This window comes from Streptomyces eurythermus (assembly GCF_014649115.1).
Lineage (GTDB): Bacteria > Actinomycetota > Actinomycetes > Streptomycetales > Streptomycetaceae > Streptomyces > Streptomyces eurythermus.
Map to the genome: position 1 here is coordinate 286595 of NZ_BMSK01000007.1, position 26525 is coordinate 313119.

General features: G+C 73.9%; 23 protein-coding genes. 13 read left to right on the top strand and 10 right to left on the bottom strand.

The features are described from left to right. Positions 1–14 precede the first annotated feature (14 nt). The 4 genes from IE251_RS15860 to IE251_RS15875 form a co-directional block, all read right to left on the bottom strand. A complete protein-coding gene (locus IE251_RS15860; protein ID WP_189753589.1) occupies positions 15–557 on the bottom strand; it encodes a type 1 glutamine amidotransferase domain-containing protein in 543 nt (180 codons plus the stop codon). Between the two features lie 6 nt (positions 558–563). Beyond that, positions 564–1247 (bottom strand): diguanylate cyclase, encoded by a 684-nt coding sequence (locus IE251_RS15865; RefSeq protein ID WP_189753590.1) that lies wholly within the window; start codon positions 1245–1247, stop codon positions 564–566. Continuing rightward, positions 1244–1621, bottom strand: a complete 378-nt coding sequence (locus IE251_RS15870; RefSeq protein WP_189753591.1) for a DUF2795 domain-containing protein — start codon at positions 1619–1621, stop codon at positions 1244–1246. The genes IE251_RS15865 and IE251_RS15870 overlap by 4 nt, the downstream gene beginning before the upstream one ends. Before the next feature lie 112 nt (positions 1622–1733). Then, entirely contained in the window at positions 1734–3530 is a 1797-nt protein-coding gene (locus IE251_RS15875) for a thiamine pyrophosphate-requiring protein (protein WP_189753592.1), read from the bottom strand. A 627-nt stretch (positions 3531–4157) separates the two neighbouring features. Here IE251_RS15875 and IE251_RS41705 point away from each other — a divergent pair. Continuing rightward, positions 4158–5048 (top strand): hypothetical protein, encoded by an 891-nt coding sequence (locus tag IE251_RS41705; RefSeq protein ID WP_189753593.1) that lies wholly within the window; start codon positions 4158–4160, stop codon positions 5046–5048. A gap of 189 nt (positions 5049–5237) precedes the next feature. On the opposite strand, the gene IE251_RS15885 is transcribed toward IE251_RS41705, so the two are convergent. After that, a complete protein-coding gene (locus tag IE251_RS15885; protein WP_189753709.1) occupies positions 5238–5708 on the bottom strand; it encodes a hypothetical protein in 471 nt (156 codons plus the stop codon). A 78-nt stretch (positions 5709–5786) separates the two neighbouring features. Here IE251_RS15885 and IE251_RS15890 point away from each other — a divergent pair, with 78 nt between their 5' ends. Both IE251_RS15890 and IE251_RS15895 read left to right on the top strand, forming a co-directional pair. Then, positions 5787–6992, top strand: coding sequence for an aminotransferase class I/II-fold pyridoxal phosphate-dependent enzyme (locus IE251_RS15890; RefSeq protein ID WP_189753702.1), 1206 nt, complete (start codon positions 5787–5789; stop codon positions 6990–6992). Further along, the gene (locus tag IE251_RS15895; protein ID WP_189753594.1) at positions 6989–8038 is read left to right on the top strand and encodes an MBL fold metallo-hydrolase; all 1050 of its coding nucleotides are present in this window, start codon (positions 6989–6991) and stop codon (positions 8036–8038) included. The genes IE251_RS15890 and IE251_RS15895 overlap by 4 nt, the downstream gene beginning before the upstream one ends. 22 nt (positions 8039–8060) lie before the next feature. Here IE251_RS15895 and IE251_RS15900 read toward each other — a convergent pair whose 3' ends face one another. Next, complete coding sequence (locus IE251_RS15900) at positions 8061–8684, bottom strand: DedA family protein (protein WP_189753595.1); 624 nt, start codon at positions 8682–8684, stop codon at positions 8061–8063. Then, on the bottom strand, positions 8681–9454 hold the full coding sequence (locus tag IE251_RS15905) for an MBL fold metallo-hydrolase (protein WP_189753596.1): 774 nt from the start codon (positions 9452–9454) through the stop codon (positions 8681–8683). Before IE251_RS15905 ends, IE251_RS15900 begins: the two co-directional genes overlap by 4 nt. Before the next feature lie 84 nt (positions 9455–9538). Here IE251_RS15905 and IE251_RS15910 point away from each other — a divergent pair, with 84 nt between their 5' ends. The 7 genes from IE251_RS15910 to narI all read left to right on the top strand — a co-directional run bounded on the left by IE251_RS15910 (position 9539) and on the right by narI (position 20290). After that, complete coding sequence (locus tag IE251_RS15910) at positions 9539–9970, top strand: hypothetical protein (protein WP_189753597.1); 432 nt, start codon at positions 9539–9541, stop codon at positions 9968–9970. Between the two features lie 137 nt (positions 9971–10107). Then, entirely contained in the window at positions 10108–12690 is a 2583-nt protein-coding gene (locus tag IE251_RS41055; protein ID WP_229896796.1) for a phage holin family protein, read from the top strand. A gap of 139 nt (positions 12691–12829) precedes the next feature. Beyond that, entirely contained in the window at positions 12830–13693 is an 864-nt protein-coding gene (locus IE251_RS15925) for a Sco1979 family transcriptional regulator (RefSeq protein WP_189753598.1), read from the top strand. 105 nt (positions 13694–13798) lie between these two features. Beyond that, the gene (locus IE251_RS15930) at positions 13799–17482 is read left to right on the top strand and encodes a nitrate reductase subunit alpha (RefSeq protein ID WP_189753599.1); all 3684 of its coding nucleotides are present in this window, start codon (positions 13799–13801) and stop codon (positions 17480–17482) included. After that, on the top strand, positions 17482–19077 hold the full coding sequence (gene narH, locus IE251_RS15935; RefSeq protein WP_189753600.1) for a nitrate reductase subunit beta: 1596 nt from the start codon (positions 17482–17484) through the stop codon (positions 19075–19077). The genes IE251_RS15930 and narH overlap by 1 nt, the downstream gene beginning before the upstream one ends. Beyond that, complete coding sequence (gene narJ, locus IE251_RS15940) at positions 19077–19571, top strand: nitrate reductase molybdenum cofactor assembly chaperone (protein WP_189753601.1); 495 nt, start codon at positions 19077–19079, stop codon at positions 19569–19571. The genes narH and narJ overlap by 1 nt, the downstream gene beginning before the upstream one ends. Then, the gene (gene narI / locus IE251_RS15945; protein ID WP_189753602.1) at positions 19568–20290 is read left to right on the top strand and encodes a respiratory nitrate reductase subunit gamma; all 723 of its coding nucleotides are present in this window, start codon (positions 19568–19570) and stop codon (positions 20288–20290) included. Before narJ ends, narI begins: the two co-directional genes overlap by 4 nt. Positions 20291–20355: 65 nt before the next feature. Here the strand turns inward: narI and IE251_RS15950 are convergent, their stop codons facing one another. Further along, on the bottom strand, positions 20356–20781 hold the full coding sequence (locus tag IE251_RS15950; protein ID WP_189753603.1) for an OsmC family protein: 426 nt from the start codon (positions 20779–20781) through the stop codon (positions 20356–20358). A gap of 132 nt (positions 20782–20913) precedes the next feature. After that, positions 20914–21738 (bottom strand): helix-turn-helix domain-containing protein, encoded by an 825-nt coding sequence (locus tag IE251_RS15955; RefSeq protein ID WP_189753604.1) that lies wholly within the window; start codon positions 21736–21738, stop codon positions 20914–20916. 107 nt (positions 21739–21845) lie between these two features. Here IE251_RS15955 and IE251_RS15960 point away from each other — a divergent pair, with 107 nt between their 5' ends. The 3 genes from IE251_RS15960 (at position 21846) to IE251_RS15970 (ending at position 23717) form a co-directional block, all read left to right on the top strand. Then, positions 21846–22151, top strand: coding sequence for a 4a-hydroxytetrahydrobiopterin dehydratase (locus IE251_RS15960; protein WP_189753605.1), 306 nt, complete (start codon positions 21846–21848; stop codon positions 22149–22151). A gap of 5 nt (positions 22152–22156) precedes the next feature. Then, the gene (locus IE251_RS15965) at positions 22157–22912 is read left to right on the top strand and encodes a class I SAM-dependent methyltransferase (protein WP_189753606.1); all 756 of its coding nucleotides are present in this window, start codon (positions 22157–22159) and stop codon (positions 22910–22912) included. Between the two features lie 112 nt (positions 22913–23024). Then, positions 23025–23717 (top strand): DUF4352 domain-containing protein, encoded by a 693-nt coding sequence (locus IE251_RS15970; RefSeq protein WP_189753607.1) that lies wholly within the window; start codon positions 23025–23027, stop codon positions 23715–23717. Positions 23718–23768: 51 nt separating this feature from the next. On the opposite strand, the gene IE251_RS15975 is transcribed toward IE251_RS15970, so the two are convergent. Further along, positions 23769–26426: a cellulose binding domain-containing protein gene (locus tag IE251_RS15975; protein ID WP_189753608.1), complete on the bottom strand. Its 2658-nt coding sequence runs from the start codon at positions 26424–26426 to the stop codon at positions 23769–23771. Positions 26427–26525: the final 99 nt, after the last annotated feature.

The following is a 26525-nucleotide window of genomic DNA, read 5'->3' on the forward strand; positions in this document are numbered from 1 at the left end:
TGGTGGCGGTGCGGTCAGCCGGGCTCCCCGGCGAACACGTGCAGGAACGCGTCGCAGAACGCCTTCAGATCGTCCGGCTTACGGCTGGTCACGAGCTGGTTGGAGCCGTGGTCGCAGATCTTGACCTGTTCGTCCACCCAGGTGCCGCCGGCGTTGCGGATGTCGGTCGCGAGGCTCGGCCAGGACGTCAGCACCCGGCCGCGCACCACATCGGCCTCCACCAGCGTCCACGGCGCGTGGCAGATCGCGGCGACCGGCCGGCCCTGGTCGAAGAAGTCCTTCACGAACGCGACGGCCTTCTCGTCCATCCGCAGGAAGTCCGGGTTGGCGACCCCGCCCGGCAGCACCAGACCGCCGAATGCCCCGGCCGACGTCCGCTCCACCACCTCGTCCACGGGGAAGGTGTCCGCCTTGTCCAGATGGTTGAACGCCTGGATCCTCCCCGGCTGTGTCGACACGAGCACCGGTTCGTGCCCGGCGTCCGAGGCGGCCTTCCACGGCTCGGTCAGCTCGACCTGCTCGACGCCCTCGGGTGCCACCAGAAACGCGATACGCATGATGTCTCAAGCTCCTTTCAGTTTCCGCAGCGCCGCCCTGTGGGCCCGGGCGCGCCGCTTCCTTCCCCTGGCCGCCCGCCGGCAGCGCAGCAGCTCCTCGCCGTACGGCAGCAGCACACACGCGCCGATCGCGACCCCGATGCCCGCCAGATAGCCCGGCGACAGCGGGCGCCGGCGCGGCAGCAGCCGCCAGGCGTCCGGGTCCCCGCGCCCGCCCCGCAGCAACGACCGCACCTGGTCGGAGTGCAGGCACATCAGGGAGACCAGCCCGCCGAACGGCAGCGACTCCAGAAAGCTGTGGATGTGCTGCTCGACCGGCTTGACCTCGCGGTCGCTGTCCTCCGCTGTCCGCACGTCCCACAGCGCGGTGGCCTCGTGCACCGCCGCCGCGCCCAGCTGCACGGCCAGCAGCAGGGGATTGACCTCGTAGCGCAGGGTGAGCGCGATGGGCAGGCCCACCTCCGCCATCATCAGGGAGTGGATCAGGGATTCCTTCGTCCCCGACGTGTCCTCGATCCGGGTGCGCCGGTGCATCGCCCAGTCGGCGAGCCCCGGCACGAACCAGCCGGGCAGCAGCCCGTACAGCAGGAACCGCGTCGTGACCTCGCCGACGTCGACCGTCGCGCCCCGCGCGATCTCGGCCGCCTGGCCCGCGGCGCGGGGAGCCGGCCAGGGCGCCCCCTGCCTCATGCGCCCTCCACCAGCGCCTCGGCCAGCTGTTGCAGGTTCTCGTACCGGTCCTGGTGGGGCAGACCGGCGACGGCGTCGATCAGTGTGCCGGGCGCGTTGCTCCGGCGCAGCGCCCGGGCCAGCTCGCCCGGCTTCGCGGGGAAGGCGTGCCGGCTCAGGTGCCGGGCCAGCTCCAGCCGGGTCCGCTCCAGGGACGCCGGGGACCCGAGGCCGCCCACCGGGCCGCTCCAGACCTCCGGGTCGTCGTCCGCGGCCGGCTCCGGGTCGTGCCACTCCTCCACGCGCGTGGGATGGCCGGACCGCAGCAGCCCCTTCAGCTCGTGCTTCATCTCGTCGTCCCGGTGGACGTTCAGCCGGTCACTGCCTCGCTGCATATCTCCCTCCAAGGGTCGAAGGTCCGCACCGCGTACCCGGTGCGGCACGTCCGACACGGGCTTTCGCGTCCGGCACGGGACTCGTCCCGCACGTGCGGTCCCTGCGTCGCGGTCACTGTTTGGTCCGGCCGGGCAGGAACTCCTGCACCTTCGCCTTCAGGCCCTGCTTGATCACCGAACCCCGGTCGGCGTCGCCCTTCAGGATCGACGCGGCCGTCGCCTCCATCTGCTCCCAGCTGGCGTGCGGCGGGATCGGCGGCACGGCGGGGTCGGTGAGGAACTCCAGCACCGCCGGCCCGTCCGCCTCCAGCCCGGCCCGCCAGGCCGCCTCCACGTCCTCCGGCTTCTCCACCCGGATGCCGGTCAGCCCGAGCGAACGGGCGAACGCCGCGTACTGCACATCCGGGATCGACTGCGACGGCAGGAACGAGGGGGCGCCCTCCATGGCCCGCATCTCCCAGGTCACCTGGTTCAGGTCCTGGTTGTTCCACACGGCCACCACCAGCCGCGGATCCGACCACAGGTCCCGGTACTTGGCCGCCGTGATCATCTCCGCCAGCCCGTTCATCTGCATCGCGCCGTCGCCGACCAGCGCGAACACCGGGCGGTCCGGGTGCGCGAACTTCGCCCCGATCGCGTACGGCACGCCCGGGCCCATCGTCGCCAGCGTCCCGGACAGCGAACCGCGCATGCCCGGCCGCATCGTGATGTGCCGCGCGTACCAGTTGGCGACCGAACCGGAGTCCGAGGTCAGGATCGCGTTGTCCGGCAGCAGCGCGTCCAGCGACCGGGCCACGTACTCGGGGTTGATCGGGTCGGCCGCCACCGCGGCCCGCCGCTCCATCGTCTGGTGCCAGCGCTTCACGTTCGCGCACACCGTGTCGTGCCACTTGCGGCTGCGCCCCTCCGCCTTCAGCAGCGGGATCAGCCGGCGCAGCGTGGCCTGCGCGTCGCCGACCAGGTTCACCTCGTACGGGTAGCGCATGCCGATCATGTGCGCGTCGATGTCGATCTGCACCGCGCGCGCCTTGCCGAACTCCGGCATGAACTGCGTGTACGGGAACGACGAGCCGATGGTCAGCAGCGTGTCGCAGTCCCGCATCAGCTCGTACGACGGCCGGCTGCCGAGCAGCCCGATCGGGCCCGTCACATACGGCAGCTCGTCACTGAGCACGTCCTTGCCGAGCAGCGCCTTCGCCACGCCCGCACCGAGCAGCTCGGCGACCTCGCGGACCTCCGCGACCGCCCCCGCCGCGCCCTGGCCGACCAGCACGGCCACCTTCTCGCCCGCGTTCAGCACGTCCGCCGCCCGGCGCAGCGCGTCGTCGGTCGGGGTCGCCGTGAAGTCGCTCATCCCCAGGCTGGACGGCACCATCTTGAACGCGTGCGTGGGCGGCGAGTAGTCCAGCTCCTGCACATCGCCCGGAATGATCAGCGCGGTCGGGCAGCGCCGGGCGTACGCGGTACGGATCGCCCGGTCCAGGACGTTCGGCAGCTGCTCGGGCACCGTCACCGTCTCCACGAACTCCGAGGCGACGTCCTTGTACAGCGTGTGCAGGTCGACTTCCTGCTGGTAGGAGCCGCCCATCGCGGTCCGGTTGGTCTGGCCGACGATGGCCAGCACGGGTACGTGGTCCAGCTTCGCGTCGTAGAGGCCGTTGAGCAGGTGGATGGCGCCGGGTCCGGAGGTCGCCGCGCATACCCCGAGGCGTCCGCTGAACTTCGCGTACCCGACCGCCTCGAAGGCGGACATCTCCTCGTGCCGGGACTGGACGAACCGCGGCTGGTTCTCGGCGCGGCCCCAGGCGGCGAGCAGTCCGTTGATGCCGTCGCCCGGATAGCCGAAAACCTCCTCCACGCCCCAAGCGCGCAGGCGTTCGAGGATGTGGTCCGAGACCTTGGTGCTCATGGACAGACCTCCCGGTGGAGAGCGAAGCGGACGATCCGGTCAGCTCGTACCGAGTGACCTGCGCGGAGGACGGAAAACCTCCGGGGTGGGGTGGGGGAGCCGGGCGGGCGGGTGTCACGCGGGGCGGGCGGGGCGCCCACTGACGGCGGGGGCGCGCGCCGGCAAGGGCGTTGTGCGTCCGGACGCCGACAGGCGGCCGGGTCGCGTGCGTGCGCGGGACAGGGGATGCCGCCGAGTGGGTCCGCCGCCTGCCGGGGTGCGGTCGAGTTGGTCGGGTGTGTGCCGGAGCATGGCCGGGTTGGTCGGGTGTGTGCCGGGAGGCGGTCGGCCGTGTATGGCGCGCCACGGGGCGGGGAGCGCCCAGTGTCGTCCCGTGCGTCCCGGTGGCCGTCACCCGCGCGGCCCCGCGTGTCGCGCGAATGGGCTCCGGCCGCGCGCGGTACGGCGCCGCGCGGGCTGTCATGGCAGCGAGGGCACACCGACCGTGCCCCCGTGGCCGGGGCGCCGCACGGCGTCGCCGCGGTACGACCGTCCCCCGTGGCCGGGTGCCGCACGCGTCGCCGTGGTGCCGGAGCGCCGGCGTACGGCCGTCCGACCGCCCGCCGCACCCCGCGAGGAGCCCCGCCCATGCGCCGCACCGCCCGCGCCGCCCTGTCCGTCGCCTTCGCCGCCGGTGCCGTGCTCGCCCTGACCGGGCCCGCCGCGTCCGCCGCGGCCCCGGTACCGCTCCCGGCGTCATGCGACCCGGTCGCCGGTCCCGTGCCGGCGCCGGTACCGGTTCCGGTTCCGTTGCCGGGCGCCTTGGGGGCCGCGCCCATAGCCCCCGGTGACGGGACCGGGGCCGGCCCGGCGTGCGAGGACGCTTCCCCCGGAGCCGGCGGGCGCGAGCAGGCCGGTCCGGACGGGGCCGGCGTCCCCGACGCGAGCGGCCTGGACGGCGCGCCGGACGCCGGAGCCGTGGAGGGCACGGAGAAGGAGGCGACCGGGCCGGCCGGTACGGGGTGGGACGGCTCGGGGTGGGAGGGGGCCGGGCAGGTCGGCGGGGGAGAGGACGCGGGCGGACGGGAGGGGGCCGGGCAGGTCGGCGGGGGAGAGGACGCGGGCGGACGGGAGGGGGCCGGGCAGGTCGGCGGAGGCCAGGAGACGGGCGGGCCCGATGGGGGAGGTCGGGACGGTGGCGGCCGGGACGGCGGAAGCCCGGACGGTGGTGGGCCGGACGGTGGCGGGCGGGAGTGCTCGGGTGGGGATTCCTGCGCGGAGGACGGTCACCCGTGCGGGGAATCCCGCGACGCGGCCTGCTCCGACGACGGCCACGCCTGCCGTACGGCCCCCGACGCCGACGGCTGCCGCCCGGCCGGTGTCCAGTACGGCGTGGACGCCGGGGCGGGCGGCACCTTCGAGGACTCGGTCCCCGCGCTCGCCGCCGGCGCCGCCCTGATCGCCGCCGCCTGCGCGGGAGCCGGCTACCGGCTGTACGGCCGCTCGCGACTCGCGGCGGGCCGGTCCGCCGAAATGTGACCCCGGCAACAGCGGCGACCGCCCATGGACAGCCGTACGCCGGGTACACGCCGTCGCGAGGGCACCGGCGCCGCCCCACCGGCACCATCCGCCCCGCGGCCCCCGGACCCGAAACGCACGGTCACGGCAAGAACGGACCCGGCACGAGGGACCCGGACGACACGGACGAGGAACACGGACCGGCGGTCATCAGGCGGGAGGGCGGCCCCGGGGAACGCACGGCCCGGGCGGGCGGTACAACGGCACCACGGACTCGCGGAGGCGGACATGCGGCGCACGGACCCGGAGCGAGACCACCGGGACGGCCACGGCCCCGCCCACCGCGGCGAGACCCAGGGTGCCGCCCACCGCGGAGGTGAAGAGGGCCCCGTTCCCCGCAGTGAGGACCACGGCCCCGACCATCACCGGGACGGCCACGGCCCGGCCCCCCGAGGCGAAGCCCAGGGTGCCGCTCCCCGCGGTGAGCACGGCGGCTCCGTCCCCCGCGAAGTGAGCCCAGGTCCCGCCCACCGCGAGGTGAGCCCAGATCCCGCCCCCCGCGGGGGTGAAGAGGACCCCGTTCCCCGCAGTGAGGGCCGCGGCCCCGACCATCACCGGGACAGCCACGACCCCGCCCACCGCGGTGAGGACCAGAATCCGGCCGACCGTCGGCACGGCCACGGCCCCGCCCCCCGCCGGAACGGTCACAACCCCGCCCGCCCCCGTGAGGACCACGGTCCCGTCCGCTACGGCCCGCCGCTGCCCGGCGATGGTCTGCCCGTGCTGCCCGAGTTGTCCGCCGTGGTCGCCGCCGCGGCGGGCCGTGCCGACGCGCAGCCCGTCGGCGGTGCCCCCGCCCTGCTGGAGGCGGCCTGCGGCTACTGGACCCGGCGCGGGCTGTCCTGCGTCCCCGACCGGATCGCCGCGGGCCCTGGCGCCCCCGCGCTGCTGCTCGCCATCACCGCCGCGCTGGCCGGGGAGGGCGCCGACATCCTCGTACCCCGCCCCTGCGCCGCCTGGTGGGCGCCGTACGCACGGCTTCTCGGCCGGCCCGTGTTCCATGTGCCGACCCCCGCCGAGGGCGGCGGCGTCCCCGACCCGTACGCCCTGCTGGAGACCGTGCGCCGGGTCCGCGCCGAGGGCGGCGACCCCCGGCTGCTGGTGCTGTCCGTCGCCGACGACCCCACCGCCACCGTCGCCCCGCCCGAACTGCTGCACGAGACCGTCGAGGCCGCCACCGCCGAGGGCCTCCACCTGGTCAGCGACGAGACCTGGCGCGACACCCTGCACGCACCGCACGAGACCGTCCTGCTCAGCCCGGCCGAGATGTGGCCCGACGACGTCACCGTCGTCACCGACCTGGCCGGTGCCCTGCTGCCCGCCGGATGGCCCGCCGCCGTCGCGCGCTTCCCGGCCACCGGAGCCGGACGGCGGCTGCACGCGCGCGTGCTCGACGTGCTCACCGCCCTCGGCGCGCGGCTCGCCGTACCGGTCGCCGCGGCGGCCTGCTACGCCCTCGACGAGCCGCCGCCCGTCACCGAACGCAGGGAGGCCACCGTCCGGCTGCACGCGCGCGTGGCCGCCGCCGCGTACGCCGCCGTGGTCGCCGCCGGCGCACTCGCCCGGCCCCCGCAGGCCGGCCGTCACCTGTACGCCGACCTCGCGCCGCTGCGCGAGCCGCTGGCGGCCCGAGGGGCCGGGGACGCCCAGGAACTGGAGGACCTCCTGACCGCCCGGCTCGGCATGCCCGCGCCCGGCGGCCACCGCTTCGGCGACGACCTCGGGGCGCTGCGCGTACGGCTCGCCACCGGACCCCTGCTGGGCGGCACGGACGAGGAGCGCACCGAAAGCCTCGTGTCACCCGCACCGCTGGAACTGCCACACGTGCAACGCGCGTTGGTCTCCTTGAGGTCGGCCTTCGACGATCTCCGCGACGACGCTCAGCGATGGGAGCCTCCTCGATGACGCAGCAGACGCATGAGCCCGGCCCGGCCGTGACGACCACGGCACCCGGTGCGCCGGACCCCCTCGCCGCGCCCTTCCCCCCGCTGGCCGAGCCCCGCCCGCTGGGCGAACACCGGGTCTGGCCGCGCACCTTCCACGACCGGCTGACCGCGCCCCTGCCCGGCCTGAAGGGCCTCGCCCGCTTCGCCCGCGAAGGCGCCGTGCGCCCCGGCCCCGACGGCCTCGCCGACATCCCCCGGCTGCCGTATGAACCGGGCCCGCTGCCCCGTGTCGACAGCCGCACCCTGGCCGTCAGCTGGGCGGGACACGCCAGCTGGGTCGTCCGGATCGGCGGGCTGACCGTCCTCACCGACCCGGTCTGGTCCCGCCGCATCCTCGGCACCCCGGCCCGCGTCACCCCCGTGGGCGTGCCCTGGGAGGCCCTGCCCCCCGTCGACGCCGTCGTCATCAGCCACAACCACTACGACCACCTGGACGCCCCCACCCTGCGCCGGCTCCCGCGCGACACCCCGGTCTTCGCGCCCGCGGGCCTCGGCGGCTGGTTCCGCCGCCGCCGGTTCACCCGCGTCACCGAGCTGGACTGGTGGGAGGGCGCCGAACTGTCCGGCACCCGCTTCGACTTCGTCCCCGCCCACCACTGGTCCAAGCGCACCCTCACCGACACCTGCCGGAGCCTGTGGGGTGGCTGGGTCCTCACCGCTCCCGACGGACAGCGCCTCTACTTCGCCGGCGACACCGGCTACGGCCACTGGTTCTCCCGCATCGGCCGCCGCTACCCCGGCATCGACCTGGCCCTGATGCCCATCGGCGCCTACGACCCCCGCTGGTGGCTCAGCGACGTCCACTGCGACCCCGAGGAGGCGGTCCAGGCCACCCTGGACCTCGGCGCCCGCCGTATGGCCCCCATGCACTGGGGCACGTTCATCCTCTCGGCGGAACCGGTCCTGGAACCGCTCACCCGGGTGAGGGCCGCCTGGGAGAAGGCGGGGCTGGAACGCGATGACCTGTGGGACCTCCCGGTCGGCGCTTCCAGAGTGCTGAGCTGAGACAGACCCCCCTGCGGAGACCTCATCCGGCGGCGGCCCGCACCCGCCGCCACACGCCGGGCACCGCGCTGAGCAGGACCGTCAGCACCACCGCCAGCACCACCCCCTCCCACGGCTCCTCGAACAGCGAACCCCCCACGATGCCGATCACCTGATACGTGGCCGCCCAGGCCAGACACGCCGGCAGATTCCCCCGCGCGAACCTGCGCAGCGGCCACTCGGCCATCAGGCACGCCAGCATCACCGGTATCCGCCCCGCCGGGACGAGCCGGGACAGCACCAGCACGGCGGTCCCGTGCCCGGCCAGCTTCTCCCGCGCCTGGGCCAGCCGCTCCTCCGGCGCCCGGGCCCGGATCGCCGCCAGCCACCGCGACCCGCTCCTGGACCGCATCCCGCGCCGGCCCAGCCAGTACAGCGCCGCGTCCCCCAGGAACGCGGCCAGCGACGCCGTCACGAACACCAGCGCCGGCGAGTACGGCGCCCTCTGATGGAACGCGACCACCGCCGCCGAACTCACCAGCGCGCCCGTCGGCACCACCGGCACCAGCGCCCCGATCAGCACCAGCAGGAACAACGACGGATAGCCCACCGCCTGCTGCGTGGACTCGGGTGTCACGGTGGCCGACGCGGCGGCGAGCCAGGTCACCGCGCGACCTCCAGCCGCACACTCTCGCCGTGCGCCAGCTTGTGCACCGCCACCCCCGGCGCGGCCACCGCCGCCAGCCGTACGAACTCGTCCCCCGGCGCGTGGAACTCGTGCGGGCGCACCGCGTCCATGCCGATCGGCCAGTACGTCCCGTAGTGCACCGGCACCGCGACCCGCGGCGCCAGCCGGGCCAGCGCCCGCGCCGCCCGCCCCGCGTCCAGGTGCCCCTCCCCGAGATACGGGCCCCAGCCGCCCACCGGCAGCAGCGCCGCGTCCACCGGCCCGACCCGCTCGGCCATCTCGTCGAACAGCCCCGTGTCGCCGGCGAAGTAGGTCCGCGCCTCGCCCTCCACGACGTACCCCAGCGCGGGGGAGCGGCGCGGGCCCACCGGCAGCCGCCGCCCGTCGTGCAGCGCCGGCACCACCCGGACCAGCACCTCGCCCACCCGTATCTCATCGCCGGGCGCCACCTCGGTGATCCGCAGCTGCCGTAGCCGGCGCAAGCCGGGTACCGCCCGTGGTGCGCCCCGGGGCACGAGCAGGCGCGTGCCCGGGGCGAGGCAGGCCAGCGAGGGCAGGTGCAGATGGTCGGCGTGCAGATGCGAGACCAGAGCGAGGTCGGCGCGGCGGGCCGCGGCGGGCGGCACCGCGCCCCGGCGGCGGCGCAGGTGCGCCAGTCGGCGGGCGAACAGGGGATCGGTGAGCACCCGGATGTTCGTGTCCTCCACCACGCAGGTGGCGTGACCCCACCAGGTGATCTCCACCGGCACCTTCTTTCGCCTCCTTCGCGCGACTCCCCGAAGCCTACGGGCAGGAGTAGGGTCGGCGGCGAAAACGGGAGGTGAGGGGACGCCATGAGACAGCCGCGAGGGGTTTTCGGCATGCTGACGCCGGTGCGGGTCACCGCCATCGCGAGCCTGACGCCCCTGGAGGAGCTGGAGGCCGACCCCTTCCTGGTGGACTCCCGGAGCCAGCACGCCATGTGCGCCCGCTGGGCCGCCGAGCGCGGCTACGTCATCGCCCGGGAACTTCTCGTCGGCGGCCTGCGTTTCGATCACTGCGCGCTGTGGGAGGGGGTGCGCCCCGGGGTGGACGTGTTCGTCGCGCCCAGCCTCCGGGTGCTGCGCCGGGCCCTGTCGTCGGTGGAGGAGTTCACCGCCGAGTGCGCGCGCCGGGGCGTGCGCGTGGAGACGGTGGGGCGCGCCGAGCCGTCGTACGACGCGCAGATGAAGGCCCGGGTGCACCGCCGCCTGTCCATGCCGACGGCCGGCTACGACGGCCGGTGACCCCGGTCCGTCCGGGCCGCCGGCGCCCCGTGTGACAAGGTGGAGCCGGGCCCGACCGGCCCGCTTGGAGCGTGAGGAGGTCCTCCCGGCCCGAAGGGCGGGAAGGGCCGGGTTGTGAGGTGTACGGCGTGCGGGGCATGCGGTGGCGGCGGATCGCCAGTCAGGTCGGGCGCAGCGTCGCCGTATGGGCGGTCTCCACCGTCACCATGCTGGTCCTCGCCGGGCTCCTGCCCGACTTCCGGCTCCAGTCCGCCGACGGCGACAGCGTCACCACCATCGCCTTGGCCGCCGCCTGCGGGGCGGGAGCCTTCGGCGTCCTGTCGGCCGTGGTCTGGCCGCTGCTGGTCCGGCTGCTGCTGCTCGTGCCGGCGCTGGTCCTCGGCCTGCTGGTCTTCTTCCTCAACGGCTCCCTGCTGCTGCTCGCCCTGCGCGTCAACCCCTCCGGCCGGGGCGAGGCCGCGCCCGAGACCGCGGTCATCGTGGCCGCGGTGATGTCCGCCGTCGCCTCCGCGACCGGCGCGGCCCTCGCGGTGCGCGACGACGAGGCATACCGCCGCCGGCTGCACCGCCTCGCCACCCGCGGCCGCCGGGGCCACCCGCCCTGCCCCACGACCCCCGGCCTGGTCTGCGTCCAGCTGGACGGCGTGGGCCACGACGTCCTCACGGACGCGGTCCGCAAGGGCCTGATGCCGACGGTCGCCCGCTGGCTGGCGTCGGACGAGGAAGCGGCACCGGCCGCACACGGCATACGACCGGCAGCCGACGGAACGCGAGCGGGCCGGGACGGCGGGCGACCGGCAGCCGACGGGATACGACCGGGCACGGACGGCACCCGCCCGGCCGACGACGGCGCACGGGGTTTGACCGGCGACGGCTCGCGGGGCGCGGTCTGCGACGGCTCGCGCGGCCCGGCCGGCGAGGGCTCGTGTCCGGCAGCCGACGGGATACGACCGGGCACGGAAGACGGGCGGCCCGCCGGTGACGGCCGGGGACCGGAAACCGACGGCACACGGCCGGCCGGCGAGGGCTCGTGTCCGGCAGCCGAAGGGATACGACCGGCCGCAGACGGCCCGCGTCCGGCAGCCGCCCCCGGCCGCTCCGCCCAAGCACAGGCCGCCGCCCCCGGCCGCTCCCCCCGAACACAGGCGGCCGCCGCCCTCCCGGCCCAGGGACCGACCACCCCCCTCGCCCACGAGCCCACCACCCCCCTCCCCACCCGCGCCCCCACCCACCGCCTCACCCCGTGGCGCACAGACTGGTCCAGTCAGACCGGTGCCAGTCAGCTCGGCATCCTGCACGGCAGCACCTTCGACGTGCCGGCCTTCCGCTGGTACGAGAAGGACCGCGGCGAGGTGATGGTCTCCAACCGGCCGACCAGCGCGGCCGAGCTCCAGCGCCGCGCCGCCCTGCGCACCCGTGACGACGGACTGCTCGCCGTCGACGGCGCCAGCCGCGGCAATCTCTTCAGCGGCGGCGCCGGCGAACAGGCCCTGGTGCTGTCCATCGCCACCCGCCGCCGCGGCCGCGACAACCGCTCCCGGGCCGGCTACTTCGCCTACTTCTCCGACCCCGCGAACGCCGTCCGCACCGCCCTGTCCTTCGTCGCCGAGGTGGCCCGCGAGATCGGCCAGTCCACCCGGGCCCGGCTGGGGCGGCAGCGCCCGCGGGTCGGCCGGGGCGGTCTGTACCCGCTGGTCCGTGCCTTCGCCACCGTCGTCGAACGGGACGTCGTCGTCGCCGCGGTCATGGGCGACATGCTCGCCGGCCGCACCGTCGTCTACGCCGACCTCGTCGCCTACGACGAGGTGGCCCACCACTCCGGCCCGTGCGGCCGCGACGCCGAGCAGGTCCTCCGGCGCCTCGACCGCTGCCTGGCCCTGCTGGAGCGCGTCGCCGAGCACGCCCCGCGCCCGTACCGGATCGTCGTGCTGTCCGACCACGGGCAGAGCCCCGGGGAGACGTTCCGCGCCCGCTACGGCCTCACCCTCGGCGACCTGGTCCGGGCCGGCTGCGGGCTGCCCGTGCCGCGCCGGGCCGAGCAGACGCACAGCGGCGCCGAGGCCCGCGCCGCCGTGCGCGCCGCCCTGCGCCGCCCGGTGGAGGAGAAGGGCGGGCGCCACCGCCCGGCCCGCCGCCGCGAGCCCGTCGTGCTGGCCTCCGGCAACCTCGGCCTGGTCTCCTTCCCGGACGTCCCGCACCGGATGACCAAGGAGGAGATCGACGCCCGCCACCCGGCCCTGCTCACCACCCTCGCCAACCACCCCGGCATCGGCTTCCTGCTGGTGCGCAGCGAGCGGCACGGCGGTGTGGTGCTGGGCGCGTACGGCGCCGAGATCCCGCTGGACCGGCTGGACGAGGAGCCCGGCCCGCTGGCCCGCTTCGGCCCCGGCGCCGCCGACGCGGTCCGCCGCACCCACTCCTTCCCGCACACCGCCGACATCATGGTCAACTCCGCCTACGACCCCGCCGACGGCGAGGTCCTCGCGTTCGAGGAGCAGATCGGCTCGCACGGCGGTCTCGGCGGCGCCCAGTCCCGCCCGTTCCTGCTCTCCCCGGTGGACCTCTCCCCGCCGGCCGCCGACGGGACGGAGCCGGTCGGCGCCGAGCGGATCCACCGCATCCTGCGCCGCTGGCTGGACGAGCTGAACGGCCCCCAGGTACCGCTGACGCCCGCCGCCGAGGAGGAAGCGGAGGAAGAGGAGGCGGAAAAAGCCGCCTGACGACGGCCCGGCGGACCCGTCGCGATCCGGCCACGGTCGCGCCCGTCCCGGTGCCTCATCGGCTAGGCCATATGTGCGAGAGCGCGATCGCATGACAGACTGCTGCCCGCGTTCATCGGCACGTAGGGGAGGCGTGGCTGTGAGTGAGCGGCGGGCTGCGCCCACCGTGGGCCAGGTGGTGCTCGGCAAGCGGTTGCAGGAGCTGCGGGAGGCCGCGGGCCTCAGCCGCGACGAGGCCGCCCAGGTCCTCAGGGTGGCGTCGGCGACCGTACGGCGGATGGAGACGGCCGAGGTCTCGCTGAAGATCCCCTACGTGCAGGTGCTGCTGACCACCTACGGGGTGCCGGACGAGGAGGCCGACGCCTTCGTCCGGCTGGCCGAGGAGGCGAACCAGCCGGGCTGGTGGCAGCGGTTCCACGACGTGCTGCCGGACTGGTTCAGCCTGTACGTCAGCCTGGAGGGCGCCGCCCGGATCATCCGCTCCTACGAGCCGCACTTCGTGCCCGGCCTGCTCCAGACCGAGGACTACGCGCGGGCGGTGATGGAGGCGGGCACCGTCGGGCACACCTCCCCGGAGACGGTCGACCGGCATGTGTCGCTGCGCATGGAACGGCAGCGGCTGCTGGACCGGAAGGACCCGCCCCACCTGTGGGTGATCATGGACGAGACGGTGCTCAGGCGCCCGGTGAGCACCGACCCGAAGGTACTGCGGGACCAGCTGGACCGGCTGCTGGAGTACGCCGAGCGGGACCGGGTCACGCTCCAGATCGCCGAGTTCGCCGCGGGCCCGCACCCGGGGACGTACGCGCCGTTCACGCTGTTCCGGTTCGCCGAGCCGGAGCTGCCGGACATGGTGTTCACCGAGTACCTGACCGGCGCGCTCTATCTGGACGCGCGCCGCGAGGTGGCCGCGCACCTGGAGGTGCTGGACCACATGACGGCCCGCGCCGCGTCCGCCCGGCGCACCCTGAAGCTGCTGCGGGAGTACCGCGAGAGCGTGTGACCCGCCCCCGCCCCCCTCCGGCGTGACCCGTACGGGTCCCCGGACGGGTGCCCCGCCGGGCCTCCCCCTAGGTTCTGAGTACGGGGGCGAACCGAGGGAGCGCATGTGACCGACACGCGGAGACCGCCCAGGGAGCCCGGCGCGGCCCTGCTGTCCGCGGGCCGCTTCTTCCGGCCCGGCACACCCGCGCCCGACCTGCACAGCGTCACCCTGACCGGCGGCCGGCAGGCGGACGCCTTCTACCGGGACCGGTGGAGCCACGACAAGGTGGTGCACTCCACCCACGGCGTGAACTGCACCGGCTCCTGCCGGTGGAAGGTGTACGTCAAGGACGGGATCATCACCTGGGAGACCCAGGAGACGGACTATCCCTCGGTGGGCCCGGACCGGCCCGAGTACGAGCCGCGCGGCTGCCCGCGCGGCGCCGCGTTCTCCTGGTACACCTACTCGCCCACCCGGGTCCGCTACCCCTATGTCCGGGGCGTGCTGCTCCAGATGTACCGGGAGGCGAAACGGCGGCTGGGGGACCCGGTGCTGGCCTGGGCGGACATCCAGAACGACCCCGAGCGGCGGCGCCGTTACCAGCGGGCGCGCGGCAAGGGCGGCCTGGTGCGGGCGCGCTGGGAGGAAGCGGTGGAACTGGTCGCCGCCGCGCAGGTGCACACCATCAAGACCTACGGCCCCGACCGGATCGCCGGGTTCTCCCCGATCCCGGCGATGTCGATGGTGTCGCACGCGGCCGGCGCCCGCTACCACTCGCTGATCGGCGCGTCCATGCTGTCGTTCTACGACTGGTACGCCGACCTCCCGGTGGCCTCCCCGCAGGTCTTCGGCGACCAGACGGACGTACCGGAGTCCGGCGACTGGTGGGACGCCGCCTACCTGATCATGTGGGGGTCCAATGTCCCGGTGACCCGCACCCCGGACGCGCACTGGATGGCGGAGGCGCGGTACCGGGGCCAGAAGGTGGTGGTGGTCTCACCCGACTACGCGGACGCCACGAAGTTCGCCGACGCCTGGCTGCACCCGCACCCGGGCACGGACGGCGCGCTGGCCCTGGCGATGGGCCATGTGATCCTCAAGGAGTTCTTCGTCGACCGGCAGACGCCGTTCTTCACCGACTACGTACGGAAGTTCACCGACCTGCCGTTCCTGGTGACGCTCGCCGAGCGGGACGGGGCGTGGGTGCCGGCGAAGTTCCTGCGCGCCACCGACATCGGCCGGGACGGGGAGGGCGCGGAGTGGAAGACGGCCGTCCTGGACGAGACGACCGGCCGCGCGGTGGTGCCGAACGGCTCCCTGGGCTTTCGCTGGACCGAGTCGGGCGAGGGCCGCTGGAACCTCGAACTGGGGGAGATCCGGCCCGTGTTGAGCCTGTACGGCAGCGAGGTCGCGGTGCCGGTGGAGGTGCTGCTGCCCCGGTTCGACACCGAGGGCGGGACACACGGGCAGGGGCGGGGCGAGGTGCTGCGGCGCAGCGTGCCGGCCACCCGGCTGGGCGGCGCGGACGGCCCGCTGGTGACGACCGTCTACGACCTGCTGCTGGCCCAGTACGGGGTGGCCCGCCCCGGGATGCCCGGCGACTGGCCCGCCTCCTACGACGACGACCGTACCCCGGCCACCCCCGCCTGGCAGGAGACGCACACCTCCGTCCCGGCCGCCCAGTGCGTGCGCATCGCGCGGGAGTTCGCGCGGACCGCCGAGCGCTCCCGGGGCCGCTGCATGATCATCATGGGGGCGGGCACCAACCACTGGTTCCACTCCGAGACGATCTACCGCGCCTTCCTGGCCCTGCTGAAGCTCACCGGCTGCCAGGGCCGCAACGGCGGCGGCTGGGCGCACTACGTGGGCCAGGAGAAGTGCCGCCCGGTGACCGGCTGGGCGACGCTGGCCGCCGCCTCCGACTGGTCCCGCCCGCCCCGGCAGGCGATCGGCACCGGGTACTGGTACCTGCACACCGACCAGTGGCGCTACGACCGTTTCGGTGCCGATGTGCTCGCCTCCCCGCTCGGCGAGGGCCGGTTCGCCGGGATGACTGCCGCGGACTGCCTGGCGCTGTCCGCCCGCGCGGGCTGGATGCCGTCGTACCCCACCTTCGACCGCAACCCGCTCGACCTGGGCGAGGAGAGCGGCGACCCGGTGGCGAAGGCGGTGGCCGCGCTGCGCGCCGGCACCCTGAGGTTCGCCTGCGAGGACCCGGACGCCCCGGAGAACTGGCCGCGCGTGCTGACCCTGTGGCGGGCCAATCTGCTGGGCTCCTCGGCCAAGGGCGCCGAGTACTTCACCCGGCACCTGCTGGGCACCCACTCCTCGCTGCGCGCCGAGCAGGCCGCGCCCGGCGAGCGGCCGAGGGACGTGACCTGGCGGGAGCCGGCACCGGAGGGCAAGCTCGACCTGCTGCTGTCGCTGGACTTCCGGCACACCTCCTCCACGCTGCTGTCGGACGTGGTGCTGCCGGCCGCGACCTGGTACGAGAAGCACGACCTGTCCTCCACCGACATGCACCCCTTCGTGCACGCGTTCACCCCGGCCGTGGACCCGCCCTGGCAGGCCCGCACCGACTTCGACACCTTCAAGGCGCTCGCCCAGAAGCTCAGCGAGCTGGCCGTGGACCATCTGGGGGTCCGCAAGGACCTGGTGGCGAGCCCGCTCCAGCACGACACTCCGGCCGAGTGCGCCCAGCCCGGCGGGGTGGTGCGGGACTGGAGGCGCGGCGAGTGCGATCCCGTACCCGGCAGGACCCTGCCGAACCTGACCGTCGTGGAGCGCGACTACACCGCGGTCGCCGCCAAGTTCACCTCCCTCGGCCCGCTGGTGGAGAAAGCCGGCCTCGCCGTCAAGGGGATCGCCCTGCGCCCGGACGTGGAGGTCTCCCAGCTGCGGAAGTCCAACGGCACCGGCTACCAGGGGCGGCCGTCGCTGGACACGGCCGTGAAGGCGGCGAACACCATCCTCGCCCTGTCCGGCACCACCAACGGGCGCCTGGCCACCGAGGGTTTCCGCACGCTGGAGCGGCGCACCGGGCGGCCGATGGCCCATCTCGCCGCCGAGCACGAGGGCAAACGGGTCACGTACGCCGACACCCAGGCGGCGCCCGTGCCGGTGATCACCTCGCCGGAGTGGTCGGGCAGCGAGTCCGGCGGCCGGCGCTACACGGCCTTCACGCTCAACACCGAGCACGCCAAACCCTGGCACACCCTCACCGGCCGACAGCACTTCTTCCTCGACCACGACTGGATGCACGAACTCGGCGAGGCCCTGCCGGTGTACCGGCCGCCGCTGGACATGCACCGGCTGTTCGGCGAACCACGCCTCGGAGCGGACGGACAGCGGGAGGTGACGGTGCGTTACCTCACCCCGCACAACAAGTGGTCGATCCACTCCGAGTACCAGGACAACCTGTTCATGCTGGCCCTCTCCCGGGGCGGGCAGACCATCTGGATGTCCCCGCAGGACGCCGACGCGATCGGGGCCGGGGACAACGACTGGGTGGAGGCGGTCAACCGCAACGGCGTGGTCGTGGCCCGCGCGATCGTCTCGCACCGTATGCCGCCCGGCACCGTCTACCTGCACCACGCGCAGGAGCGCACGGTGAGCGTCCCGAAGACGGAGACCACCGGGATGCGCGGCGGCATCCACAACTCCCTGACCCGGCTGCTGCTCAAGCCGTCCCATCTGATCGGCGGATACGCGCAGTTGTCCTGGGCGTTCAACTACCTGGGCCCGACGGGCAACCAGCGCGACGAGGTCACGGTCATCCGCCGCCGCGGCCAGGAGGTCGAGTACTGATGCGTCCGATGGCCCAGATCGCGATGGTGATGAACCTCGACAAGTGCATCGGCTGCCACACCTGTTCGGTCACCTGCAAACAGGCGTGGACCAACCGGCGCGGCATGGAGTACGTCTGGTTCAACAACGTGGAGACCCGCCCCGGGCAGGGCTATCCGCGCCGCTACGAGGACCAGGAGAAGTGGCGCGGCGGCTGGGAGCTGAACCGGCGCGGCGCGCTCACCCTCAAGGCCGGCGGCCGGTTCAGGAAGCTCGCCGGGATCTTCTCCAACCCCCGGCTCCCGGAGATCAAGGACTACTACGAACCCTGGACGTACGAGTACCGCAACCTCACCGACGCCCCGCTCGGCGACGACTACCCGGTGGCCCGGCCGGTGTCGTCGATCACCGGGGAGCCGATGAAGATCGAGTGGTCCTCGAACTGGGACGACAACCTCGGCGGCGCCCCCGCCTACGGCGACCTGGACCCGATGGTGGAACGCCTGCGCCAAGAGGCGTCCGACAAGGTGCGGTTCGCCTACGAGCAGACGTTCATGTTCTATCTGCCGCGGATCTGCGAGCACTGCCTGAACCCCTCGTGCGTGGCCTCCTGCCCGTCCGGGGCGATGTACAAGCGGGCCGAGGACGGCATCGTCCTGGTCGACCAGGACCACTGCCGGGGCTGGCGGATGTGCGTGACCGGATGCCCGTACAAGAAGGTGTACTTCAACCACGCCACCGGCAAGGCCGAGAAGTGCACCCTGTGCTACCCGCGGATCGAGGTCGGCCTGCCGACGGTGTGCTCGGAGACCTGCGTGGGCCGGCTGCGCTACCTCGGGGTCCTGCTGTACGACGCCGACAAGGTGACCGCCGCCGCCTCCGTACCGGACGACAAGGACCTGTACGAGGCCCAGTTGGGCGTGTTCCTCGACCCGGACGACCCCAAGGTGCTGCGCGCCTGCGAGGACGCCGGCATCCCCCGCGAGTGGACCGAGGCGGCCCGCCGCTCGCCCGTGCACGCGCTGGTCAGCCGGTACCGGGTGGCGCTGCCGCTGCATCCCGAGTACCGGACGATGCCGATGGTCTGGTACATCCCGCCGCTGTCGCCGGTGGTGGACGCGCTGTCCGCCACCGGGCACGACGGGGAGGACGCGGGCAACCTGTTCGGCGCCATCGACACCCTGCGCATCCCGCTGGAGTACCTGGCGGAGATGTTCACGGCGGGCGACACCGGGCCGGTACGGGCCTCGCTGGAGAAGCTCGCCGCGATGCGCTCCCACATGCGCGCCCTCAACCTCGGTGAGACACCGGACCCTGAGACCGCGTCGGCGGCCGGTATGCGCCCGGCCGACATCGAGGCCCTGTACCGGCTGCTGGCCATCGCCAAGTACGAGGAGCGGTACGTCATCCCGACCGCCGCCGTCGGGGACGCCCGCCGGCTGGAGGAGTCGGCGGTGCCCGCCGGGTGCAGCCTCGACCACCCGGGCGGACCCGGCATGGGCGGCGACGGGCCGTTCGGCCGGGACTCCGGCCGCAGACGGCTCCCGCTGGTGTCGGTGGAGAACTTCCACCTGCTGCGCAGACGCCAGACCTCGGACGACGCGGAGGAGGCCTGATGCCCTCGGACGCGGTGCTCTACCAGGCGGCGGCCCTGTGCCTGACCTACCCGGACGACGACCTCATCGCCCGGCTGCCGCTGCTGCGCGAAGCCGCCCCGCAGCTGCGGGAGTTCACCGACCACGCGGCCGTCACCCCGCTGCTGGACCTGGCCGCGCACTACGTGGAGGTCTTCGACCTCAAGAACCGGCACAGCCTGTACCTGAGCTGGTGGCACGACGGCGACACCCGGCGGCGCGGGATGTCCCTGGTGCGCTTCAAGGACGTCTACCGCCGCCACGGCCTGGAGTTCAGCGGCGAGGAGCTGCCCGACTTCCTGCCGGCCGTGCTGGAGTTCACCGCGCGGACCGGCGAGACCGGCCTGCTGACGGAGCACCGTAGCGGCCTGGAGCAGTTGCGCACCCGGCTGGCCGGCTGCGGCACCCCGTACGCGGGCGTCCTGGACGCGGTCTGCGCCGCCCTGCCCGCCTCCCACCCCGGAGCACGCCGATGACCGTCCTGCTGTGGGGCGCCCTGCCCTACGTCGCCCTCGCCCTGCTGGTGGCCGGCCTCGTCTGGCGCTACCGCTACGACAAGTACGGCTGGACCACCCGCTCCTCGCAGGTGTACGAGTCACGGCTGCTGAACATCGCCTCCCCGGTCTTCCACTACGGCATCCTGTTCGTGCTGGCGGGACACCTGGTGGGGCTGTTCGTGCCGGTGTCCTGGACGGAGACGTTCGGCGTGGACGAGCACGCCTACCACCTGATGTCGCTGTACGGCGGGACGGCGGCCGGCGTGCTGACGGTCGCCGGGGTCGGACTGCTCGTCTACCGCCGCCGCACCCGCGCCCCCGTCTTCCGGGCCACCACGGCCAACGACAAGGCGATGTACCTGCTGCTGCTCGGCGCGATCGTGCTGGGCATGGTCGCCAAGCTGACGCACACCGGCGGCAACGGGTACGACTACCGGAGCACCATCGCCCCCTGGGCGCGTGGTCTGTTCACCCTCCGGCCGGAGACGGGGCTGATGACGGGCGTGCCGGTGCTGTACCAGGCGCACGCGGTGGTGGGCATGGTGCTGATCGCGTTCGTGCCGTACAGCCGGCTGGTGCACATGTTCAGCGCGCCGGTGCAGTACCTGTTCCGGCCGTACGTGGTCTACCGCACCCGGGACCCCCGCCGGCTCGGCCCGCGTCCGGAGCGGCGGGGCTGGGAGCGGCTGGGCGGCTGAGCGCCCGGACACAGCGGTGCCGCGCCCCGCCGGCCGGGGCGCGGCACCGCCGGGCCGTGCGGGCGTCAGGCCAGCTCGGCCGTCAGGGTGATCGTCGTACCGGCCAGGGCCTGGCTGACCGGGCAGTTCTTCTTGGCGTCCTCGGCCGCCGAGACGAAGCCCTGCTCGTCCAGACCCGGCACCTCGCCGCGCACGGTGAGGTGGATGCCGGTGATGCCCGTGCCCGGCTGGAAGGTGACGTCGGCCTTGGTCTCCAGCCGGGTGGGCGGGGTGCCCGCGCCGGTCAGACCGTGCGAGAGGGCCATGGAGAAGCAGCTGGAGTGGGCGGCGGCGATCAGCTCCTCGGGGCTGGTCTTGCCATTGGCCTGCTCGGCGCGCGAGGGCCACGACACCGGCTGCTCGCCGATGCCGGAGGAGTCGAAGGTGACGGTGCCGCTGCCCGAGGTCAGCTCGCCTTCCCAGACGGTGTGCGCGGTGCGCGTGGTTGCCACGTTGCTTCCTTTCGCGAGGATCGCGGTTGCCGGGTTCCCGGTACCCCTATCCGATCACATCCGGGCCCCTCGCACGCCCGAAGACCGGCTCCGCCGGGTGAACGGCGGGTGATGCCGAGGCGCCGGGGCCGGTCAGCCGGCGAGCGCGCGCAGATGGTCGGCGGTGGCCCGGTCCGCCGGCAGGAGGGTCTCGACGGCGAGTTCGGCGACCGTGATGTCCATCGGCGTGTTGAACGTGGAGATCGAGGACACGAACGACAGGATCCGTCCGGCGTGCTCCACCCGCAGCGGCAGCGCGAAGTACGGGACCGGCTCCACCGGTTCGGCATCCGGCTCCTCCTCGGGCACCGGATAGGCCGCCACCTCCTCGTACAGCGCCCGCAGCCGGTCCGAGCGGTGCAGGGCGATCTCCCGCTCCATCTGGGCCAGCAGATGCCCGCGCCACTGACGCAGATTCAGGATGCGCGGCGCCAGCCCCTCCGGGTGCAGCGTCAGCCGCATGGCGTTCGGCGCCGGCGACAGCAGCTTCTCCGGCACCCCCGCCAGCAGCATCTCGACGCCCCGGTTGGCGGCGACGACCGTGTACCCGGCGTCGACCACCAGCGCGGGGTAGGGCTCATAGCCCCGGATGAGCCGCTCCAGCCCGTCCCGCAAGCCCTCCAGCGCCGGAGCGTCCAGCGGGGTCTCCGCATAGCGCGGGGCGTAACCGGCCGCCAGCAGCAGGGCGTTGCGCTCGCGCACCGGCACCTGGAGCCGCTCCGCCAGCCGCAGCACCATCTCCTCGCTCGGCCGGGACCGCCCGGTCTCGATGAAGCTGATGTGCCGCGCCGAGGAGCCCGCCCGCAGCGCCAGCTCCAGCTGGGAGACGCGGCGCCGCTCGCGCCAGGCGCGCAGCAACGGGCCGACACCGGGGCCGGCGGCGGGGGAGACGGGGCGGGCGGAGGCGGCAACCGACATACCCGTGACCCTAGTCGAGGCCCGGCACACGTCGGTCCGCCGTCCGTACCCCGGCCGTGGCAGGCTGGGTGGCGCACCCCCCCCCGCATGGAAAGGAGCGAACGGTCATGGCCGTAGCACCGCTGTCGCAGCAGGAGATCGAGGACCGCCTGGCCGACTTGCCCGGCTGGTCGGTGCGGGACGGGCGGCTCACCCGGACCTACCGGCTCGGCTCGCACTTCGCGGCCGCCGCGCTGGTGGTGCACATCGCCGGCATCCAGGACGAGCTGGACCACCACTCCGACCTGACCCTCGGCTACGACTCCGTGGCCCTCGGCGTGAACACCCACAGCGCGGGCGGCGCCCTCACCGCCAAGGACTTCGAACTGGCCCGCAGGGTGGAGGACATCGCCCCAGGCCACGGGGCACACTGAGCGATGTGCTCGATTACGAGAAGGAAGCCGAGGGCTACGACGCCCTGCGCGGCGGCGAGGCCCGGGCCGAGGCCGCCGCACGCACCGTCCTCGGCCTGATACCCCCCGGGCCCGGACGCCTCCTCGACGTCGCCTGCGGCACCGGGATCGTCACCCGGCGGCTCGCCGCCGCGCGCCCCGGGCTGCGGGTGACCGGCGCCGACCTCACCCCCGCGATGCTCCGCCGGGCGGCGGCCCGGCTGCCCGGCGCGGTCGTCCGGGCCGACAGCCGCCGACTGCCCTTCTCCGACGGCACGTTCGACGCCGTCACGACCATCTGGCTGCTGCACCTGCTGGACGACCCCGCGGACCTGCGCGCGGTCGTCGCCGAGTGTGCCCGGGTGCTGCGGCCCGGCGGGGTGTACGTCACCACCGTCGACAAGGCCGCCGCGCACAACGTCGGCAGTGACATCGACGCGGTCCTCGCCGACCGCCCGCGCCGGCCCGCGGCCGACGCCCCCGCCGCCGTCACCGCCGAGGCCGCCCGGCACGGGCTGCGGCCCGCCGGGCACGGCTCCTTCCGCAGCCCCGGGCAGGGCCGCAGCCCCCGCCGGACCATCGCCGACCTGCGCCGGGGCTGGTTCACCCTGCTGCCGCCCGGCGAGCCGCGCACCGAGGAGTTCGCCGCCCGGCTGGCCGCGCTCCCCGACCAGGACCGTCCGCGCGCCGACCCGCTCTTCGGCGTGCGCGCGTTCCGGAAAGCGGCGCCCGCCTCGCCCTGAGCCGTGGTGACGGCGCTACCAGGCCCCCGGACACGATTCCATCACGGAGTTTTCACATTCCGCTTCGAGAGGGGATCATGCGAAGATCACACGGCACGTCCCAGGGGGGCCCATGAGCACCGACTTCACACCACCGCCCATGCCGGGCTACGGACCGCCGGTCCCGCCGCCGCCCGTACCGCCGAGGAAGCCCCGTACCGCGCTCATCGCCGTGGCGGCGGCCGTCGTCGCCGCCGCGGTCTCGGCCCTGGTCACGGTGGGGGTCAGCGGAGACGCCGAGGCCAAGCCGGCGCCCACCGTGACCGTCACCGAGACCGCCGCCGCGGGCGCGGACGGCGCCGACGCCGACGACGACGCGGCGGCGGCCGACGACGAGGAAGCCACGGACAGCGAGGACGGCGGGGAGGAGGACGGCGTCTACGCCCTGGACGACACCGCCGTCTACGAGCCGGCCACCGAGGTCGCCCTCTCCGACTTCAAGCGCTCCGTGACCGGCGAGTACGCCGAGCCGGAGAACACGCCGTACCTCCAGTTCACCGTGAAGGTGAAGAACGGCGGCAAGAAGGCCCTCGACATCACGCAGCTCACCGTCAACTGCTCCTACGGCAAGGACGGCAAGAGCAGCGACTCGGTCTTCGACTCCGAAGCCGGCCTGGAGGGCGGCCCGGAGACCAAGCTGCTCCCGGGCCGCTCCCTGAACGTGCCGTGGGGCTGTGAACTGCCCAAGGGGGAGAAGCTCATCCAGATCGAGGTCAGCCCCGACTTCGAATCGGACGCGGCGATCTTCACCGGCACCGTCAAGTAGGGGACCCGGCGGGGATGCCGCTCGTGGCCGGCACCCCCGCCGGGCCGCTCGTCAGGCGACCGTACAGGTCCGGTCGCCCAGCTTGAACGTCGCCGGTCCGCTGTTCGCCGTACCCGACCGGCTTCCCGTGAGGCCGAAGGCCACCGACGAGCCCGCCCCCACCGTGCCGTTCCAGCTCACGTTCCTCGCCGTGACCGTCGCACCGGACTGGGTGTAGCCGGCGTTCCACATCTGCGTGATCTTCTGGCCGTCGGCGAAGGACCAGGTGAGGGACCAGCCGTTCCACGCCGAGGAGCCGGTGTTGGCCAGCGTCACGTCGGCCTGGAAGCCGTCGGCCCACTGATTGGTGATCTTGTAGCTGACGGTACAGGCGCCCGTGGGCACCGGCCCCGGGTCGGTGCCGCCGCCGGTGTCGCCGGTGCCGGAGGTGTCGCCGTAGACGACCCCGCGGCCGTTCGTCGACACGTACACCCGGCCGTAGACCCGCGGGTCACCGGTGATCGCCGCGCCGGTCCAGCCCCACTGGTGGGCGTCGTCGTTGATCCGGGTCCAGGAGGCGCCCTTGTCCGTGGAGCGGAAGATGCCGCGCACCCCGCCGATCCTCGCGCTGGTGTAGAGCGTCTGGTACGAGGCGCCCGGGGCGGCCTTGCCGAAGCCGACGGTGTCGGCCTGCTCCACGCCCGGCAGCTTCGTGAAGCTCGCGCCGCCGTCGGTGGAGTGCCACAGCCCGTACGCGCCGTCCGCCGCCCCGCCCGCCAGCCACACATCGCCCTTGGCGCCGGGCAGCGCCTTGAACCGCACGCTGTCCCCGCTCGGCAGGCCCGTGGCCGGCGAGGCGGTGAAGGTCGCTCCGCCGTCCGAACTGACATAGAACTTCCCGGACTTGAAGCCGTAGAAGGTCTTCGCGTCGACGCGGTCGGACTCGACGATCGCGCCGGCCGGGATGCCGGCGGACTCCGCCCAGGAGGTCCCGAAGCCCGTGGTGTGGCGCACGCCGGTGCCGGCCGGGCTCCACACGAACCGGCTGCCGTCCGCCGCCGCCGCCACCGTGCCGCCGCCCGAGACACCCGAAGGGTCCTGGCCCGCGAACCAGGTGGCCCCGTTGTCCGTGGAGAACGCGATGTGCGGCCCGGAGTCCAGGTCGCCGACGCGGACCACCGTGTCCGGGTTCGACTCGGCGAAGTCCAGGCTGGTGGTCGAGGTGAAGGTCGGTGAGGTGTACATCATGGACGGGACCGAGGTCAGGTCGGTGTGCCGGAAGCCGCCGATGTCACCGAGCGCGCTGAACAGCCGGGCGCCGCCGGAGGGCGGCGCGGCCAGGTCGTTCACCGCCGTCTCCTCCAGGCCCCGCACCATCGGCTTCAGGCTGAACTGCCCGCCGCTGTCCCACTTCGTGAGGTCCTCGGTGCCGTAGATGGTGGCGCCCGTGCCGAACATCATGCGGGCGGAGTCGAACGGGTCGATCTCCAGCGCCTCCGTCATCCAGCCCAGTTTCGGCGTCTGTTCGGGCGGTGACGGGTTCGCGCCGAAGGTCAGCCAGGGCGAGGAGGACACGTCCATGGTGTAGCGGTCGGAGCGGTTCGGGTACGACGTGTAGTCCCACGCCTTCGTCCAGGTGGCGCCGCTGTCGGTGGACCGGAACAGCTGGGTGTCCGGCCACCAGGAGCTGTACGCGGTGGCCATGAGGGTGGACGGGTGCTGCCGGTCGACGGTCAGCCCGCTGAAACCGTAGTAGGTGTCGGCCTCCGCGACCGGGCTGATGTCGGTCCAGGCGCCGGTCGCCGTCGCGTAGCGGTACAGCCGGCCCTTGCCGCCGTCGTAGGGGCCGCCCGTGTCGCTGTAGGCGAGGTAGAGGTATCCGTTCACGGCGTCCAGGACGCCCTTGTGCGCCAGGTACCCGGTCGGCTGGCCCGCCAGCCGGGTCCAGGTGACGCCCGCGTCCGTGGAGCGGTAGACCGCGTTGTCCTTGTCGGCGACGCCCACGTAGAGGGTCTTGGTCGCGCTCCCGGAGGTGCCCGTGGACTCGTCGAAGGTGACCCAGACGATGCCCTGGATGTCGCTCGCGTACCCGCTCGTGTCGCTCGGGTCCTGCCGGTAGTCGCCGGGGTTGGGGAAGCTCGTCACCTGCGACCAGGTCACCCCGGAGTCCGTCGACCGCCACAGGCCCTTGCCGCTGGGCGCGCCCAGGTACAGCACGCTGTTCCGGTTCGGGTCGACGGCCAGCCGCTCGCCCATGCCCCGGCCGGGCATGTTGCCGCCCAGCTTGAACGGCAGGTCGGTCTTCTGCCAGGTCGCGCCCCGGTCGGCGGAGCGCAGCACGGCCCCGCCCGTGGGATCCCAGCTGTTGGTGTACGTCCCGACGGCCGCGTACACCTTGTCCGGCTGGACCGGGTCGGAGGCGAGGCTCACCACTCCGGTGTGCCCCCACTCGTTCCAGCCCACGGAGTCCAGCAGCGGGGTCCAGGTCTTGGTCGCCTGCTGCCAGCGGTAGGCGCCGCCGATGTCGGTGCGGGCGTAGGCCAGGTTCTTCTCGGTGCGGTTGAAGACGATCCCGGGGACGAAACCGCCGCCGTCGATCCGGGCGTTCTTCCAGGTGTAGCTGTCCGCCGCGAGGGGCGGAGCGGAGGCGGCGGCCAGTGCGGGCGGGGTGCCGGCGAGCAGTCCGGCGGCCAGCGAGAACGCGGCCACGAGGATGCGGGTTCTGCGCACGGTGGGGACACCTTTCCTGACGTCGTATCAAGAAGGTCACGGAGGTGGGGCGGTGCGTGGGGGCCGGGCGGCCCGACCGTGCGGTCGGGGGCCGCCCGG

Bases quoted from the DNA above. Each gene is read 5' to 3' on its own strand.
- IE251_RS15860 (WP_189753589.1), bottom strand. From the start codon at position 557: ATGCGTATCGCGTTTCTGGTGGCACCCGAGGGCGTCGAGCAGGTCGAG.
- IE251_RS15865 (WP_189753590.1), bottom strand. From the start codon at position 1,247: ATGAGGCAGGGGGCGCCCTGGCCGGCTCCCCGCGCCGCGGGCCAGGCG.
- IE251_RS15870 (WP_189753591.1), bottom strand. From the start codon at position 1,621: ATGCAGCGAGGCAGTGACCGGCTGAACGTCCACCGGGACGACGAGATG.
- IE251_RS15875 (WP_189753592.1), bottom strand. From the start codon at position 3,530: ATGAGCACCAAGGTCTCGGACCACATCCTCGAACGCCTGCGCGCTTGG.
- IE251_RS41705 (WP_189753593.1), top strand. From the start codon at position 4,158: ATGCGCCGCACCGCCCGCGCCGCCCTGTCCGTCGCCTTCGCCGCCGGT.
- IE251_RS15895 (WP_189753594.1), top strand. From the start codon at position 6,989: ATGACGCAGCAGACGCATGAGCCCGGCCCGGCCGTGACGACCACGGCA.
- IE251_RS15910 (WP_189753597.1), top strand. From the start codon at position 9,539: ATGAGACAGCCGCGAGGGGTTTTCGGCATGCTGACGCCGGTGCGGGTC.
- IE251_RS41055 (WP_229896796.1), top strand. From the start codon at position 10,108: ATGCGGTGGCGGCGGATCGCCAGTCAGGTCGGGCGCAGCGTCGCCGTA.
- narH (WP_189753600.1), top strand. From the start codon at position 17,482: ATGCGTCCGATGGCCCAGATCGCGATGGTGATGAACCTCGACAAGTGC.
- narJ (WP_189753601.1), top strand. From the start codon at position 19,077: ATGCCCTCGGACGCGGTGCTCTACCAGGCGGCGGCCCTGTGCCTGACC.
- narI (WP_189753602.1), top strand. From the start codon at position 19,568: ATGACCGTCCTGCTGTGGGGCGCCCTGCCCTACGTCGCCCTCGCCCTG.
- IE251_RS15955 (WP_189753604.1), bottom strand. From the start codon at position 21,738: ATGTCGGTTGCCGCCTCCGCCCGCCCCGTCTCCCCCGCCGCCGGCCCC.
- IE251_RS15960 (WP_189753605.1), top strand. From the start codon at position 21,846: ATGGCCGTAGCACCGCTGTCGCAGCAGGAGATCGAGGACCGCCTGGCC.
- IE251_RS15970 (WP_189753607.1), top strand. From the start codon at position 23,025: ATGAGCACCGACTTCACACCACCGCCCATGCCGGGCTACGGACCGCCG.